General features: G+C 43.4%; 16 protein-coding genes. 13 read left to right on the top strand and 3 right to left on the bottom strand.

The genetic code is table 11. The annotated features are described in order from the left end of the window. Positions 1-14 precede the first annotated feature (14 nt). The 3 genes from GYMC10_RS14885 (at position 15) to GYMC10_RS14880 (ending at position 3,891) form a co-directional block, all read left to right on the top strand. A complete protein-coding gene (locus tag GYMC10_RS14885) occupies positions 15-1,487 on the top strand; it encodes an MFS transporter (protein ID WP_015735240.1) in 1,473 nt (490 codons plus the stop codon). Between the two features lie 264 nt (positions 1,488-1,751). Then, complete coding sequence (locus tag GYMC10_RS33280; protein WP_144374240.1) at positions 1,752-1,955, top strand: methyltransferase domain-containing protein; 204 nt, start codon at positions 1,752-1,754, stop codon at positions 1,953-1,955. 436 nt (positions 1,956-2,391) lie between these two features. Further along, entirely contained in the window at positions 2,392-3,891 is a 1,500-nt protein-coding gene (locus GYMC10_RS14880; RefSeq protein ID WP_015735239.1) for an amidase family protein, read from the top strand. 1,090 nt (positions 3,892-4,981) lie between these two features. On the opposite strand, the gene GYMC10_RS14875 is transcribed toward GYMC10_RS14880, so the two are convergent. Together GYMC10_RS14875 and GYMC10_RS14870 are read right to left on the bottom strand one after the other, a co-directional pair. Further along, a complete protein-coding gene (locus GYMC10_RS14875) occupies positions 4,982-5,659 on the bottom strand; it encodes a response regulator transcription factor (protein WP_015735238.1) in 678 nt (225 codons plus the stop codon). Beyond that, positions 5,619-6,833, bottom strand: coding sequence for a sensor histidine kinase (locus tag GYMC10_RS14870; protein WP_015735237.1), 1,215 nt, complete (start codon positions 6,831-6,833; stop codon positions 5,619-5,621). Before GYMC10_RS14870 ends, GYMC10_RS14875 begins: the two co-directional genes overlap by 41 nt. Positions 6,834-6,998: 165 nt before the next feature. Between GYMC10_RS14870 and GYMC10_RS14865 the strand changes: the two genes are divergently transcribed. From GYMC10_RS14865 to GYMC10_RS14855, 3 genes are all read left to right on the top strand, one after another. After that, complete coding sequence (locus GYMC10_RS14865; RefSeq protein WP_015735236.1) at positions 6,999-7,448, top strand: hypothetical protein; 450 nt, start codon at positions 6,999-7,001, stop codon at positions 7,446-7,448. 401 nt (positions 7,449-7,849) lie between these two features. After that, positions 7,850-8,137: a hypothetical protein gene (locus tag GYMC10_RS14860; RefSeq protein ID WP_015735235.1), complete on the top strand. Its 288-nt coding sequence runs from the start codon at positions 7,850-7,852 to the stop codon at positions 8,135-8,137. 432 nt (positions 8,138-8,569) lie between these two features. Then, on the top strand, positions 8,570-9,100 hold the full coding sequence (locus GYMC10_RS14855; RefSeq protein ID WP_015735234.1) for a dihydrofolate reductase family protein: 531 nt from the start codon (positions 8,570-8,572) through the stop codon (positions 9,098-9,100). Between the two features lie 916 nt (positions 9,101-10,016). On the opposite strand, the gene GYMC10_RS14850 is transcribed toward GYMC10_RS14855, so the two are convergent. Beyond that, entirely contained in the window at positions 10,017-10,364 is a 348-nt protein-coding gene (locus tag GYMC10_RS14850; RefSeq protein WP_015735233.1) for a winged helix-turn-helix transcriptional regulator, read from the bottom strand. 244 nt (positions 10,365-10,608) lie between these two features. Between GYMC10_RS14850 and GYMC10_RS14845 the strand changes: the two genes are divergently transcribed. The 7 genes from GYMC10_RS14845 to GYMC10_RS14820 all read left to right on the top strand — a co-directional run bounded on the left by GYMC10_RS14845 (position 10,609) and on the right by GYMC10_RS14820 (position 16,189). After that, complete coding sequence (locus GYMC10_RS14845) at positions 10,609-11,643, top strand: LLM class flavin-dependent oxidoreductase (protein WP_015735232.1); 1,035 nt, start codon at positions 10,609-10,611, stop codon at positions 11,641-11,643. 26 nt (positions 11,644-11,669) lie between these two features. Next, positions 11,670-12,395: an LLM class flavin-dependent oxidoreductase gene (locus GYMC10_RS33220; protein ID WP_315971977.1), complete on the top strand. Its 726-nt coding sequence runs from the start codon at positions 11,670-11,672 to the stop codon at positions 12,393-12,395. 27 nt (positions 12,396-12,422) lie between these two features. After that, positions 12,423-12,797: a hypothetical protein gene (locus GYMC10_RS33215; protein ID WP_315971976.1), complete on the top strand. Its 375-nt coding sequence runs from the start codon at positions 12,423-12,425 to the stop codon at positions 12,795-12,797. Positions 12,798-12,842: 45 nt separating this feature from the next. After that, positions 12,843-13,808 (top strand): NAD(P)H-dependent flavin oxidoreductase, encoded by a 966-nt coding sequence (locus GYMC10_RS14835; RefSeq protein WP_015735231.1) that lies wholly within the window; start codon positions 12,843-12,845, stop codon positions 13,806-13,808. A 140-nt stretch (positions 13,809-13,948) separates the two neighbouring features. Continuing rightward, on the top strand, positions 13,949-15,052 hold the full coding sequence (locus GYMC10_RS14830; RefSeq protein WP_015735230.1) for a Gfo/Idh/MocA family protein: 1,104 nt from the start codon (positions 13,949-13,951) through the stop codon (positions 15,050-15,052). A gap of 352 nt (positions 15,053-15,404) precedes the next feature. Next, positions 15,405-15,830 carry a MarR family winged helix-turn-helix transcriptional regulator gene (locus GYMC10_RS14825; RefSeq protein WP_015735229.1) on the top strand — a complete coding sequence of 142 codons (426 nt, stop codon included), beginning with the start codon at positions 15,405-15,407 and terminating at the stop codon, positions 15,828-15,830. A gap of 107 nt (positions 15,831-15,937) precedes the next feature. Beyond that, positions 15,938-16,189, top strand: coding sequence for a DUF896 domain-containing protein (locus GYMC10_RS14820; RefSeq protein ID WP_015735228.1), 252 nt, complete (start codon positions 15,938-15,940; stop codon positions 16,187-16,189). Positions 16,190-16,481: the final 292 nt, after the last annotated feature.

Genomic DNA, 16,481 nt, shown 5'->3' with positions numbered 1-16,481 from the left:
AAGGCGGTGCCCTTATGATCAAACGTAAGCAATCTGGCAAATGGTCCGTACTGTTCGTTGTCACGCTTGTGTCCTTTATTACGAATCTGGATGCGACGATTGTGGTCAACGGTATCCCTCCGCTCATGGAGGATTTGCATCTTTCGCTTGAAATGGGGATGTGGACGCTTACTTCGTTCTACATCACTAGTACCGTATTTCTGCTTCCTTCCGGCCGTTGGTCCGATATGTTCGGAACGAAACGGATTTTTCTATGGGGATTCGCTATATTCACCATAGCTACCGCTTTTTGCGGAATGGCAAGTTCCGGTACGGCATTAATCCTCGCTCGTCTGCTACAGGGAGCCGGCGCCGCTATGGCGATGGCAGCATCCACCCCGATTCTGATGAAGACATTCCCTCCACATGAGCTTGGTAGGGCTCTTGGCATCAACAACATCGCATGGGTGACTGGTTCTCTCCTTGGCCCTGTTGTCGGTGGAGCACTCATCGGCGGGTTCGGGTGGCGTTCCATGTTCTATGCAGTGGTTCCGCTAGGAATCTTGGGTTTGATCGCTGGAGTTCTCATTTTAAAGGAATCCGCGGAACTCGAGAAAGCCAAGACAGACTGGCCTGGTTTATTGACCTATGGGACGGGTTTAACCGCTTTTCTCATTGTCCTGTCCGAAGCGCAAGCCTGGGGATGGGCGTCGAGTAGAACGCTTGGGTTGCTTGCAATAGGAATTCTCCTTTGGATCGCTTTTGTTATCATTGAAAAAAAAGCTCGACACCCATTGTTTGATCTGGGTCTCCTCGGTTATCGGGATTATACGATAGGGCTTGGTATCACCGCTAGTTATTGCATCGGTTATTTTGCAGTCTCTATTCTTTTGACACTGTATTTACAAGGAGCTCAAAACCTAAGTCCATTGGAGGCAGGGCTTATGTTGATCCCTTTATCCGTACCCCAGCTGTTCACGGCCCCAATTGGAGGCAAGCTTGCAGATCGTTTCGGCACAACAAAAATGATATTGCTCGGTTCGTTTCTGATCGGTCTTGCAATCCTATTACTCGGGCAGCTTGGGACCGAGCTGTCGAATGCAGCTGTCATCATTCCCCTTTTGATCATATCTGCAGCGACCGGGCTTTCCTGGCCATCGCTTGCTAAGGCAGTGCTGTCAGCTGCCCCAAAAAATCAAGCAGGGCCTGCATCCGGGGTGTTTTGGACGGTATACAATATGTGCCGGGCTATCAGCCAAGCACTTGTTTTGGTCATTATTCAATGGGTAGCGAAGTCCGATGTAGCTTCTCAGTTGTTGTCAGGAGCTAAAAGTGATGAGTTAATACAATCAAGGGATGCCCTTATTCATGCGTCTAATGTTGGTTTTTATTTGTTCGCTGCTTTTCTTGCATTCGCCATTGTGCTTGGACTATTTTTACTTCGCCAGCACGGAAAACGACAAAAGCCTCATAAGTTCAAAAATAAGGAAAGGGTGGGGTTTAAATGAATCGTAACCACAAAAATATTATAGCAAGTTTATAACAAGAATAAGCTGGATCCCTACTCCTTTTATGGGGATCTTGAGTAATTTCAGGTGTAGGTTGAGCTTTTCTTGACTCTGATCAAAGGATAGGGGTGACTTAATGATGTGGGATAATGAAGATGCGATAAAACGTTAGGATCAGTATGCGTAAAGAAATGGGTAAATCGTACACTGCCCATGGCGATCTTAATCGCCGTTTCTTATTGAATCCAGTGATTTTCAAATTGATTGGTAAGGTATCAGGCAAGGATATCTGGCAAGTTCATACTAGATGCAGGATGCGATGAAGGATATTTATCTCGTCTTTTATCACTCCAAGGAGCTCAAAAGGTAGTTGGCGTTGATTATTCAAAAAGATGGTTGAGGTTGCTAAACGTAAGACACCAAAAGGGTCAATTATTGAATAAAAACAAGGAAGTTGTGAAGAACTGAACTTTCTAAGTGATTTCACGAGCATACCGACAATTATATACGATGATCGCCGGTTTTTATATTCTTTCATAACAGTGTCCTGAGAGAATAAAGTGTAGGATTGAAATAATAAAGTATTTTCTTAGTGCTTAGGTTAAGTTAAATCCCTTGTTTAAGCACTACATGCTACCCGCGTACGTTCTTTAATTATAATTGGAAATGGAATAAAATGAGGAGGATGTAGCCCAAGCGAAGGCGCGGGAGCGTCCTTCTTATTGAACTAACGGGCAGATTACTTTAGTTACAACATTAACCTTCAGGAAAATACAAGCTCTACTGCGATGCCCAACCGATACATTCTTATCTAATCAAAACTTTACCTATACCCTTGGCAAGGCAGCATGTTACCATATTACTGTTGTCCGAAAATTTACCAGTACCGGGGGTATTTTAATATATGAGCATTAACTTACAAGATTGGATTCAGGAAGCCGATTTGGTGAGCATGCAAAAGGCAATGTCTTCGGGTGAATGTACATCCGAAGCCCTCGTCCTTGCATATATCGAACGCATTCATAGGTATAATCCTCTGATCAATGCCGTATTAGAGATCAATCCAGATGCTCTTGAAATAGCAAGGAATCTTGACCTTGAGCGAAATACAACAGGTAGTAGGGGGCCGCTGCACGGAATTCCAATCCTGCTAAAGGATAACATCGATACGTACGACCGGATGCATACGAGCGCTGGTTCAATCGCATTGGCTGAGTCGTTTGCTCCTGAAGATGCGTTCGTAGCCGCAAAGCTCCGGGCTGCTGGCGCTGTTCTTCTAGGTAAGGCCAATATGACCGAGTGGTCGAACTTTATGTCCAATCGTATGCCAGCTGGATACAGTTCCAGAGGAGGGTATGTGTTGAATCCATATGGACCTGGCAAGCTCTTCGTCAGCGGATCAAGTTCAGGATCGGCTGCAGCCGTAGCGGCGAACCTGACAGCAGCAGCGATCGGAACAGAAACCGCAGGTTCGATTATTGGACCGGCCAGCCAACATCTTCTTGTCGGAATAAAACCTACTGTAGGGCTTACGAGCCGCAGCGGCATAATCCCAATCTCCATAAGTCAGGATACACCAGGGCCAATTTCCAAGACAGTCACTGATGCAGCGATTCTACTCGGGGCAATCGTCGGTTTTGACGAAAACGATAAGGCAACTTGGACTAGCACACATCGTACTTTTCATGACTACACAACTTATCTCGATCGAGACTTTCTGTGTAAAACTCGAATTGGGATTCCTAGACATTACTATCGGTCGTTGGATGAAGAAAGACTTTCCATCATGGAATCCGCCATTAATGTTCTGCGTGAGCAAGGTGCTACAGTTATCGATCCTGTGGACCTCCATTTGGAACAGCATCCATGGAACAATGATGTTATCTGCTACGAATTCAAAACAGGCCTGAATCGGTATTTTTCAAAGTTGAACTCGGATCTGCCCGTACATTCTCTTCAAGATCTGATAGCTTATAATCAGAAACACGCTGCATCCGCATTGAAGTTTGGCCAAGATAATCTGATTCGTTCGGAACAAAATGCGCTAAACGAGACAACATATCAACTTAAACGACAAGAATATAACCATCCGGCTGTAACGCAAGGGATTGACTATGTACTCGATCAACACGGCTTAGATGCTTTAATGTTACCCGGTGACGTTGATGGCATGTACATTGCTGCCCGGTTAGGGTATCCCCTTATTACGGTGCCCGCCGGTTATTCAGCAAAAGGAACAATTGATGCTGATGGCGATTCGACGCAGGGGCCATTTGGTGTTGTCTTTTCCGGGAGGGCTTTAAGTGAGCCCACGCTAATCAGCATCGCCTATAGTTTTGAGCAGGCAACACTTTTTCGTCGTCCGCCAGATCTGGGCGAATTGGATGTAGTCACTGTTTCGTAATGATAGCATTAGACTTAACAACTACGTATTGACCATTTCTTTGCAGGGACCTAACCATCGTGATTACGCTAACGGGACACGATAGCCGAAGGCAGCCACCCAACAGTGAACTGCACCTGGGTATCGCTCTCGGGATCAAATCCCATGGGCAGAAACGTTCGATCTCCGGCCATCTCAATCTTATGACCACACAAAAAGGAGGTCGACCAGTAAGTTCTGGTGACCTCATTATACGAACAGGTAGGATAGTGTAACAATGCATTATATTTATGATAAGAGTCACCGCGATATCAACGGCAAGTTTTAAGGCCATCCTTCCCCGGATGGCCGTTTCTTTTTATAACGAATAACTTAACTACAATCATATTCTTGCATCGCTACACAGTAACACAAACTATGTACGCCTGGAGTAATACGGAGGTGGGTGGGGAATGTTATCAAGTTCTTGTCATCCTGTCGAAGGACAAGAAAATGTTCCCATAGAAAGTCGCTAAAATAGCGGCTTTTTTGTTTTATCGGTACAAGTTCTTGTCCCGAGTCAAAGACAAGAACTTGTACCGATTGCCGTAATGGACAAGAACATGAGCCGATTACCGATTAGATAAGTATCTAACTATATTTCCATGCCGTTTCATCAAGCTACCCTGAAAATAACTCATAACGTAAGTCCAAAGAAGACAACACGAAACTAGGCGCAGCTTAAACGGTTTTAAAAAAGCTGCGCCTTCTTCGTCTAGGCGGGGATGGATTAGGACGCTTCTCGAGTGGCTAGCGTTACGGTAAAGCCAAGATTCTCTAGCTTTCGTACGGTCTGTCTGACGATGGTATCTTGGTGTCGCATTTCAATGTAATCCGCCCCTAAATCTTTGTAATCTTCCTGCCGGGTCAGCAAATGGTAAGCAATCGTCATGATGGAATGTGCAACGGCAACGGCTGCTCAGTGCTTTCCTTTGCCGGCTGCGATTCGTCTGTATTGAGCACCGAGATAATTATTAGATCCCCGCATATGTGGCGATCTGGTCTTTAATGAATCCAAGCCATTTGCAATCACTGTAAACAGTTGTTTCTTCTTCCCAGATGGTGAATCTTTTTATTTCACAAGCTTCATTCGAATGGCAGTGACCACTGCCTGTGTGCGGTCCAGCGCCCCAAGTTTTTGCATGATATGGTGGATGTGCGTTTTTGTTGTGCCTTCAGAAATACATAAAATTGCAGATATTTCGTGATTCCTCTTACCGTAAGCAAGCAGCTGCAATACTTCCGTTTCACGCTCCGTCAAGGCACCAAGCAGCCGGTCTTTCCCGGGTGAATCCGAATCCGGCTCCTGCATGCCTGAAGTTAATATTTGGTCTAGAGCGCGTTTGGCCGTGCTGCTATTGAACAGGGTTGCCCCCCGGTGCATGGCCCGTATACCGCTCAGCAATTCATCGGTTTCTGTATCCTTCAATAAATAGCCGGAAGCCCCGGCACGAATCCCGTCAAACACATACTGTTCAACATCAAATGTCGTTAAGAGGACCACTTTTGTGTTAGGCAAAGCTTCAGCGATAGACTTTGTTGCCATGATACCTGTTCCGCCCGGCATGCGGATATCCATCAAGACGATATCCGGAACGTTTCGCAATGTAATGTCAACAGCTTCTTCTCCGGTCATAGCCTCTCCGATAACCTGCATATCTTTTTGAATGTCCAAAATATATCGCAATCCTTTGCGGATGAAAGGCTGGTCATCCGCCAGTACGATTCGAATCATTTTCTCGGTTTGCATGAATCGTCTCCTTATTAGCCGTACTCGATGTAATATTAAGCGGAATAACTGCTTGTATCTTTAAACCATTGGGTGAATTTGTGGAGAAAACGATGCTCCCTCCGGCAGATTTGCATCTTTCGATCATACCACTTAGGCCAAATCCGAAATTCAAAGGTTTCTGGCCGCTGAAATGACCATCATCCGTAATGAGAAGCTTTACATGTTCATTCTCTTCTTCAATTACAATGTTAACCGTTTTCGCATCGGCATGCTTGAGTATATTGGTTAACGCTTCTTGCAAGATTCTGTATAAAATCACGCTGCATTCAACCGGCCACTCACCGATAGGTCCGATTTCTTTATATTGTATCTGTACCATAGAATTTGCTTCGATTTGAGATACGAGGCCCTTCAGCGCGATCGGTCCAAGGCCCTTCTCATCGTCGGACCATTCCTTTACTGCAAGCCTTACCTCATTCATCCCTTTCCTAGCAACCTTCAGAGTCTCGTCTACGCTGTTTGCCGCCCCAGCCGGATCCTGCGGAATCATCAGCTTCAATGCTTGTAGCTGAACAATAAGCGAGGTCATCTGATGTCCAAACCCATCATGAATGTCGCGTGCCAATCTCGTACGCTCCGTCATCGCAGCATAACCCATCGCCTGAACAGATGTTTGCTGCAATTCGGAATATGCCGTGTTCAGTTGTTCCAGTTGCTTTCGGTTCGTGCGATGCGCTTCGCGAAGCAGGCTTTGATTTCTGACCGCGATAAACATGAGGACGGCTGCAATTAGAGCGCCATATGAGACCTTGTCGACCAGCATCATTGCAAGAATGAGGCAAACAGTGAAGACGGCGAGAGTAACGATTGAACGATTCCATTTCGGATCGGCCACACCCAGCATATACAGCAGCGGCCAGAAAATGCGGTGATCAGGGTAATCGGAATGAACGATGCGAATGATGAGGGTTATGCCAGCAAGAATGCAAACCGCAAGAACATACCTCTTAGCATTCCACCATCCTTTAGGTGCTGCCGCCATCCATATGTAACAAGCCGCGAAGGCAGCGTAAACGATAAGTACGTGGATATGCAGAAACGGATACTCTGGCATGATCAATATGAAAAAGGCAACGATAAAGATAGTATGTGCGGCGCGGGCGTTAAAGTGCTGAAATATGTTTTTATTCATTTTTCATTCCTTCATTCGGGTGGTTTACTTCATCATAACAGATGAATCCGTCTTGCTCATCAATCGATCGATATAGACGCTAAATAAAAATCAACTGCAGATAGACGTAAAAGGAATTGCATTGTGTTATTTTTGGTGTGCAAAAGAAAACGAGGAGTGATTGCCATGGAATTGGCCAGAAAAGACGAAGATGTTAAAGAGAGAGGAAGATTGAAGTTTACAGGCATACAATTGCTGAAACGATGGCCCTCATTGGTGGCGTTAGCTATGGCCGCAACAGGGCTCCCTGCTTCGACGGATCCCATGTCATTTATCCTGATTCTCATCGCGCTTGTCTACCCGATTGCAGGCGCAATTCGCGGTCATCTCCGCGGGGTTCGTACCATCTTGATACAGGCGGCCGCATTACTGTTTTTCAGCATTATCGCCTTAGTATCTCTGTATGTCGACAGAGATACGGGACTGATTCTGCTTGCGGCAGGTTATATCGGCCATGCGGTCTGGGACTTTGCTCATTTTCGGAGCAACAAGATCGTCTGGCGGTGGTATGCGGAATGGTGCACTGTTTTGGATTTTTTTATTGCAGCCTTTCTGCTCGCACCGATATTCATGTAACATGTGGAGAGGATGCCTTTGCAATTGCATAAAATCTGATGGGAAGCGGCACTGAATTGTTGACCATTACCATTGACCGCAGCATGATAAACCTGATGCATTGCGAATCCCCTGGGCTGGGCGATCCTGCGCGGTGACGAGACCATACTCAGCACAGTGACTCGCTCTTCTACCAGGAACTAATGAACTTGAAACAGAAAGGGAATGATTCTAGCTGGAATTGAAACGCTTGATGTACATGCTGCCGTGCCTACTCTTGCTCCTTGCCATGACCGCATGTGGTCAAGATCAACAACAAACAGCTCATCATTCTTCTACACCAGTCGAAGCCACATTCACGCTCGAACCGAGTCAACCTGCTGCCAGAGACAACGTTACTTTTGCGGTAACCGTTACCCAGGATGGTACTTACTGGGGAGAGTGATAGTTGGAGTGGCGAATACACAGCAAACATTAATGGAGATAAGGAGAGTGGAAAGTTCATTTTTGGTTATAAAAATGCAACCGGTAAAGAACTTAAAAATTCGGAAATTACCATTAATCAAGGAAAACGCGTACGTAAAGAGGGGAACTACAAAGGAGCAATTATTGAAATGCCTTCTAGTTGTTCAGGCTGTGCAGTAACGAAGATAGAAATTAAATGGAATGACAAAGAAGAAACTTTTCACTTAAAAACAAAAGACCAATAGAGAATTCGAAGGAGCCTTTATAGTCGTTTTTATCCTTGAGATGAATCGAAGAGAAAGAAGCCTTGATGATGGTTGCGATGAAAATATTTGACAACCCAACACAAGAAAATAAATTACTTCGTGAATACGTTGATAACTATGTAGACAAATTTTCATTTTAAAGTAAACAAACCATCATTCAAGAATCAAAATTTTCATTACGCTGTGGTGCCTCGAGAGGGGCATGGATGGCTAACGGGCAGAATTGTTAAATTTACCATCTTTCGTTAAATTAAATTTGTTTACGGTCAGGCCAGGTCTATGCACATTAGCAATCCAAGAGAAACAGGGCATGCTGTTGCATGATAAAGTGTTGACATAAAGGAGGTTGAATATGGAACATGTAATCTTGATGATGAATGTGCGAGAAAACAAGGGAGGAGAGTCAGTCGCATGGCAAAGATCGTTTACGCATTGAACCAGTCTCTGGACGGATTCGTCGACCACGACCACCCGGAATTTCAGACCGGCCCCGAACTATTCCGTCATTTCATCGACGACGTGCGCAGCCTGTCGGGCATCCTGTACGGGCGCCGCATGTACGAGAACATGCGGGTTTGGGACGGAACCGAATGGGGTGCACCGGAACGGGAATTCGCAGCGGCATGGCAAAGCAAACCGAAGTGGGTGGTGTCGAGGACGTTAAAGTCCGTCGGTCCGAACGCTTCTCTGATCGAGGGCGACCTCGCAGCGGCCATACGTGAGCTGAAGGCTCAGCATGAAGGGGTAATAGAAGTTGCCGGGCCCGAGTTGGCCCACAGTCTAACGGAGCTCGGTCTCGTTGATGAGTATCGACTCTATCTCCATCCAGTCGTGCTGGGTCACGGCAAACCGTTCTTCGCCGGTCCGCGGCCGCCTCTGCGCCTCGTGGCAAGCGATCGAATTGGCGAGAATGTGATCAGGTTGACCTACGTTCCAGCTTAGTTGTGCGGTTGACCCAGTGGCCTTTAGGGCAAGTTACTTTAATAGGGATTCTCCGGTTGTCCGTATCAGTATGAACTAAGCAAGGAAGTAATCCAATCTATGTTATCATTTACACCTCAGAAAATTGCAATGTTGGTCATGAGCAAACCAGATGATGAGAATATACAACTCCAAAAATCGGTTGATCTATATGTTAAAAAATTGAATTTTTAAACCCGTTGATGATTAATTCCAACGGGTTTTTATTAAACGATAATGGAAGAAATCTAAGAGAGGGAAAAGGGCAAGTTACGGCAATGGGTACAAGTTCTTGTCCTTTAACGGTACATGTTTGTCGGAGGACAGAAACATTGTCCCATTGAAAGTCGCTATTTTAGCGGCTTTTTTGTTTTATCGGTACAAGTTCTTGTCCCGAGCCAAGGACAAGAACTTGTACCGATTGCCGTAAAGGACAAGAACATGGTCCGATTACCGATTAGATAAGCATCTAATTATGTTTCCATTTCACTAAGCTAACGGGCAGGTTAGTTTAATATTTTTTAAGGAAGTTAGGGAAGAACTATATTTACTTGGTGAGATAAATTCATCAACCAATGAGGGTAGCGGACAAAAACTGCTGGTTTTTCCTGTAAGGTTCGGGAAATGTGTGCCTAATACTGTAATGTGCCAAGAACCCTGTATTATTTCTGATTAAATGGTGATTTAAACAAAGAACCACTTTTATCAATAAAATGTCTCAATAATTTTAGATCAGTATATAAGATACATAGTATAAAAATAAAGCGTAGTTCTAATAAGAACATATCTTTATTACATAATTAAACAAACATATCCAGTATCAATAGCCTTAATAAAAATTCTTCTTTAGTGTAAAAATTCGGTAATTGATCGTTTGTGGAAATATCTCAAATTATAGTTATTCGCCAAATTCTTTACCGAAATCCTCCATCTTCTCTAGTATAGGTAGTAGTTTGGATCCTTTATCTGTTAACGAATATTCAACTCTTGGGGGGACTTCTGGATAAACGTCACGTCTAATGATTCCACTCTTCTCCAATTCCTTAAGTTGCTTCGTTAAAGTGCCTTGTGATAAATCTCCAAGAAATTGTTTGATATCCGTGTAACGACGTGATTCAGATTTTAGATACCACAAAATAAAATACTTCCAACGCCCTGATAAGATATTCTGGGTAAAGGCTATCGCGTACATATCCCTGTTTTCATTTATAAACTCTTGATCGAATCCTTCATTGCAAACCCTCATTGAACTCACTCCTTATCTAAAAGGTACAAAAAGATGTACTATGTTCATCTATATTGCCCTCTTCGCAATCGAAACAAACAAGCTTATGATTGTGTTAACAACCAAACAAAACAATTTTAGTTTGTCTAAAATTTGAAAGAATAATAATTTCGTTTTGGTGTTATAGTTAGCTTGCTAAATAAAAATTATACCTTACGAAATAATAGTTAGCAAGCTAAATATCAAAGAAAGGAGTTACTGATAAGTGAATACAGAAAATAGTCTAAAGCTATCGATTTTGGATTTCGTTCATATTTATAAGGGTTCTGAGGCTAGGAAAAGTCTCCAGAACGTGACGGAAATGGTTCAATTAGCAGAGCAGTGGGGATTCAACAGGTACTGGTTTACGGAACACCATAACACAACAACCTTGATGAGTACTTCACCAGACTTACTGAGCCTACATGCTGCAGCTCACACTAAAAGTATCCGAGTGGGTTCAGGGGGGATTATGTTGCCTAATCATAGCCCCTTGAAAGTGATGGAGAACTTTACGCTTCTCGAAGGATTATATCCAGGTCGTGTTGACCTCGGGATTGGCCGAGCTTCAGGTACGGATGGTAGAACCATGTGGGCATTGTTAAGATCTCAAAAATTAATGGAGGTTAATGATTTTCCAGAGCAATTAGATAACTTGCTTGCCTTCTTTGCCCGTAACTTCAAAGAAACCCACCCGTTTAGTCACATCAATCCTCCGGGAGATAAATCAATGGTTCCGGATATGTTCATGTTGGGATCTAGCGAGGGGGGATTACATTTTGCTTTGGAAAAAGGGTTAGGGTTTGTATTTGCTGCACATTTGGCACCGCAATTGGCTATTCCTGTGTTGAGAGCTTACCGTTCGAATTTTCAGCCTTCGTCCTATTTAACTGAGCCACAGAGTATGTTAGCGACGATCGTTATTACAGCCGAGACGGAAGAAGAGGCTAAACACATAGCAGGTCCGGCGGAGTTAATGTGGGCACAAATGAACACAGGGGCGCGAAACCTTGCTTTTCCTACTCCGGAAGAAGCCGAAAATCACATATACACGCCTCATGAAGAGTTGGCTAGGGAACGAAATAAAGAACGCTTTGTGATTGGAAGTGTTGAACAGGTTGCTAAGAAACTTCAACAACTTGCGAAAGCAAGTTTGGTAGATGAAATCATGATTGCAGACTTTTATCCTAATCAAGAAAGCCGGAAGATAGGTCATGAATTGTTGGCAAAAGAATTAAGTTTGACACAAAGAAATAAGTGAACTCGAGAAAAGGAGATCATTCAACCATGGAAGAAAGAACGCTAAAATTAGGAGGAATTATTGATGGCGTGGGTTGGAATTACACGGGCTGGAGACATCCCGATATTCCAGCAGATGCCAGTGAAAATATTGAGTATTACGTACAGAAAGCCATTCAACTTGAACAGGGAAAGTTTGATCTCATCTTTTTGGCAGACGTAAGTCATATTGGACCTGGTATGATTCCACATTATCTAAGTATGTTTGAAGGTGTATCCATTTTGTCTGCACTGAGTATGGTAACTCACTCCATTGGCTTGGCCGCAACTATAGCGACTTCATATGCTGACCCGTTTACGGTTGCTAGGCAGATCGCTTCACTCGACAAGATCAGCAAAGGCAGAGCAGGGTGGAATGCGATCACCTCCAATCCAGGAGGATTAGCCAATTACAGTCGCTCTCATTTAAGGAAAGCAGATCTTTATTCTATGAAAAAAGAGTTTCTAGAGATTGTTGAAGGTCTCTGGGATTCGTATGAAGACGATGCCTTTATACGTGATAAGGAACGTGGGGTATTTTATGACCCTAGTAAGATGCATCCGCTACTTTATACAGGGAAATACTTTTCAGTAGAGGGACCCTTAAATATTAGTCGATCACGACAAGGTAGACCAGTCGTCTTTCAAGCTGGTACTTCCCCGGAATTCATGGATATTGCCGCGCACCATGCCGAAGTCATCATGGCGCCTGGGCATGATTTTGAGTATCTCTAGGGATTCACTGCTGAACTTAAACACAGAGTGCAAAATCAAGGCCGTTCACCACATGACCTACTGATGATGCCTTCTCACAATCCCATTGTTGGTGAAACGGAAAAAGAAGCCTTGGAAAGGCTAAGGGAAATCGAATCATGGATGCCTAAAGGTTATCGAATGCCGAAACCTCAATTTATGGGATCTGCAGAGCACGTTGCCGAACAAATAGAACATTGGTATCGAGAAGGCGTCATGGATATACTGCTTATCAGACAAGATCATCCAGCAGGATTTGAGGACTTCATCCGATGGGTGGTTCCCATCTTGCAAGATAAAGGCATATTCCGCAAGGAATATGAGGACGACACACTTCGGGGAAATTTAGGTTTACCTTACCCTGAAAATAAATATACGAAGTAATAATAAATAAACAAACAATCAGTTTAAAAAGAGGAGAAACCAATCATGAAAAACCGAATTACAGAACTACTGGGAATAGAATATCCTGTTATTTCAGCTGCAATGACATGGGTCACTTCCGCAGAATTTGTTGCAGCAGTATCCAATGCAGGGGGAATGGGTGTGCTCGGCCCTAATGCTGGCCAAACGGAAAAAGCAACGAGTGCAGAAGATATGGCAGATCGACTGACCAAAGAAATTCGTAAGGTGAAAGCATTAACGAATAAACCCTTTGCAGTAAACTACATTTTCCCAATGGGAGGGGCCACAGAAGACCCATTTACGAATGCTGTTTTTGATGTATTGGTTCAAGAGAATGTAAAGTACGTGATCGCCATTGGACAACATGTGGTTGAACGTGAACTGCAACGACTTAAAGAACATGATATTAAGGTCGTATACAGAGACTTGAGCCCAACTGTAGAAAAGCTTGTAGAAGCTGAGAAAACAGGAGTGGATGCTCTTATCGTGACAGGTTATGAGGCTGGTGGCCATATGAGTGATTATAAAATCAGCACACTTTCGCTTGTTCCACAAATCACTTCAATTGTGAAAATACCTGTAATTGCTGCCGGTGGGATAATAGATAGTCAGGGAGCGAAAGCAGCATTTTCAATGGGTGCAGAGGGTGTTTATATGGGGACAAGGTTCATTGTCACGAAGGAAAACCCGGCTAGCACGGAAACGAAGAAAGCCATCATTAAGGTGAAAAGTGAAGAATTTATAGAATTTAAGTCAGGTTCAGGACATTTGAGAACCATTCCTACAGAAGCGGGCAAAAAGGCATTAGAACTCATTAATCAAGGGAATCATGCCGAAGCCTACAAATATTATGGAGAAGGGTTCAAAATAGGAATGTTAGATGGCGATTTGATCAACGGTACTATTAGTGTTTCTGAAGCAGCCGGTGGTATTCAGCAAATCCTGACATGTCAAGAAGTGATTGAAGAAATTGTTAAATCCATAGGATAAAGATCTCAAAAATATTGATACAGAGGAATATTAAATGGGAAGACTTTCGAATATAGTAGCCATTATTACTGGAGCTGGTGCTGGTCAAGGGAAAACTGAAGCGTATTTGTTTGTTAAATTATAATAAGGAGATGTTTCCAGTGAGTAAAAAAATTCGTACAGGAATCATAGGTGCATCCATTAATAACGGATGGGCGAGTGGGACACATATTCCAGCCATCAAGCACTTGGATGATTTTGAGCTTACTGCAGTTGGGACAAGTAATATGGCGAGTGCGATGAAAAGTGCAGAAGCCTTCGACGCAGATCACGGCTTTGATAACATGGAGGCTTTGGCTCATCATGCCGATGTTGACATGGTCGTTGTCAGCATTAACGTAAAGGAACATTATAATGCGGTTAAAGCCATTGTACCGGCTGGAAAACCGATCTATTGTGAATGGCCACTGGGATCCAATACAGGTGAAGCGCTCGAAATGCAGGAATGGGTAGCATCTGCACAACTGCCAAATGCGATTGGACTACAGGCTAGACAAGCCCCTGCCATTCAGTATGTGAAAGACTTGTTGGCAGAAGGTTATGTTGGTAAGGTGGTGTCTGCCAATCTAAAAATTTTTATAGAAGACATGGGTGGCGTAGGGGACAAATCAAGTGCGTATCTTTTTGATCGTAAGATTGGAGGGAACTTGCTGACCATTGTAGGTGGACATAATTTGGATGCATTTACCTACATGCTTGGGGATTTTACCGAACTTTCGGCCGTCACAGCACAGCAGTATCCTGAAGTCGAATTGGTGGATATTAAGAAGGTCATTAAGAAGACGACAGATGATCAAATACTAATAACAGGAAAATTAACAAATGGTGCTACAGCGAGTGTTCATATTCAAGGTGGAGTCAAACATCAGACCGGACTAACGCTCGAAGTTTTCGGAGATAAGGGCACAATCGTGCTGAGTGCACCTGCTTCGATTCAATTCGGCTCACACCAGCTACGTGGCGCTGGTCCTACGGACAAAGAGCTTCGTGAACTAACCATTCCCGATGCTTATTACTCTGCACCACTTTCTCTAAAAAGTGACTCAGGGTTTGTTCTGAATATAGCGCAGGCTTATCGTAAGTTCGCTCAAGATATTCAAGAAGGAACAGCCTTAACACCTACTTTTGCGGATGCGGTGAAACTTCATCAGTTACTGGATGCCGTCGAAAAATCTGCACAGACCGGTGAACGCCAATATTTTTAATACGAGTGAGCTCGAATCTGTAGCTATCTATGAGCTGCTGATTAAGAGAAATTAGCTATCTATGATGAAACCATGCTTGACTATTATAAAAATCGTCAGTCTAGCCCACTGACCGTGAAATAGTGAAAGGATGGAGTGACCATATCCAGGATCATCTCCAGAGAAGTAACAACCCAAATGATGGAGTATCTGAAAAGCAGGATTTGCGAAAAAAAATAAGTTCAGATATAGCCAAACTTTCGAACTTTGAGCTGCCCCGGTAGGTGGTAGCTCGAAGGTGAATTGACACCTAAATATCGACGTGATACATTTAGTCTGCTAAATATCATCCAGCTTATAGGAGGAATAATTCATGACAGATGCAGTAGATTGTGATATTCGTCAGTCTTTTGATCGGATTTCCTCTCAAATGCGTCGGAATTATAGTGAATCTCTGAGGGAACTTAATCTCTATGTAGGGCAAGATAATTTGCTGTATCGTCTGTGGTTGGGCGATGGGGTGACACAGATGCAACTGTGTGAACACTTAAAATGCGAGCCACCAACGGTAACGAACATGGTCAAATCACTGGAGCAGAACGGATTTATATATCGTAAACGTGATGTACATGATGCAAGGGTCATGCGTATTTATTTAACGGATAAAGGAAAAGAATTAGAAAGACCAGTTGATTCTAAATGGAGGGAGCAGCAGGAGAAATTGCTTCAATCTATTTCTGCAGAAGATCGGTTGATATTAAGAAAGCTATTGCAACAAATGGAGAGGAATATAGTATAACTCTCTTTTTAGTCGATATATACTTAGCATACTAAATAAGATAACGATTTAACTTACCAAGTAATTAAACCTGTTTCAATAAAATAAAAACAGAGGAGAGTATGAACATGTTAATCCCGTATCTGGACAGAATTAATGAATTAAGCAGAAAACAAAAGAATTATGGTTTAACCTACCAGGAGAAATCAGAACAGATGGAACTTCGTCAAAATTACTTGGAAATGATCCGAGGGCAACTTCTAACATCGATGCTTTCGGTATCAGTGGTTGATCCTGAAGGTAATGATGTCACCCCATCCAGATTGGTCCATGAAAAGAAAATCCTCAAGGACATGGAAGAACTTGTGCCGATTAGATAATTCATTAAGCTAACGGGAATTGTCGAGGGACAAGAACATGATCCGGGAGTAATTGTACCCATTCAATAGAGGAACTAAAAAAGTAAGTCCCGTCTCGTCAAGTAGGCCGTAAAGGACAAGGACAAGAACATGAGCCGATCTTAGACATATGTACAAAATACGAGTTTTGTGAAACAGATGTTGAGAAAAGAATCGCCACAGCTGATTTTCATTTAGATCTATCATGTTAAGCCGTTATAATCCTTTTTTCTTGCGCATCTTCTATTTATCGAACAACTTTAACTTTCCAATT

It is taken from the genome of Paenibacillus sp. Y412MC10 (assembly GCF_000024685.1).
Lineage (GTDB): Bacteria > Bacillota > Bacilli > Paenibacillales > Paenibacillaceae > Paenibacillus_AQ > Paenibacillus_AQ lautus_A.
Note: the sequence above shows the minus strand (reverse complement) of the source record. Positions and strands in the feature narration are given on the sequence as shown.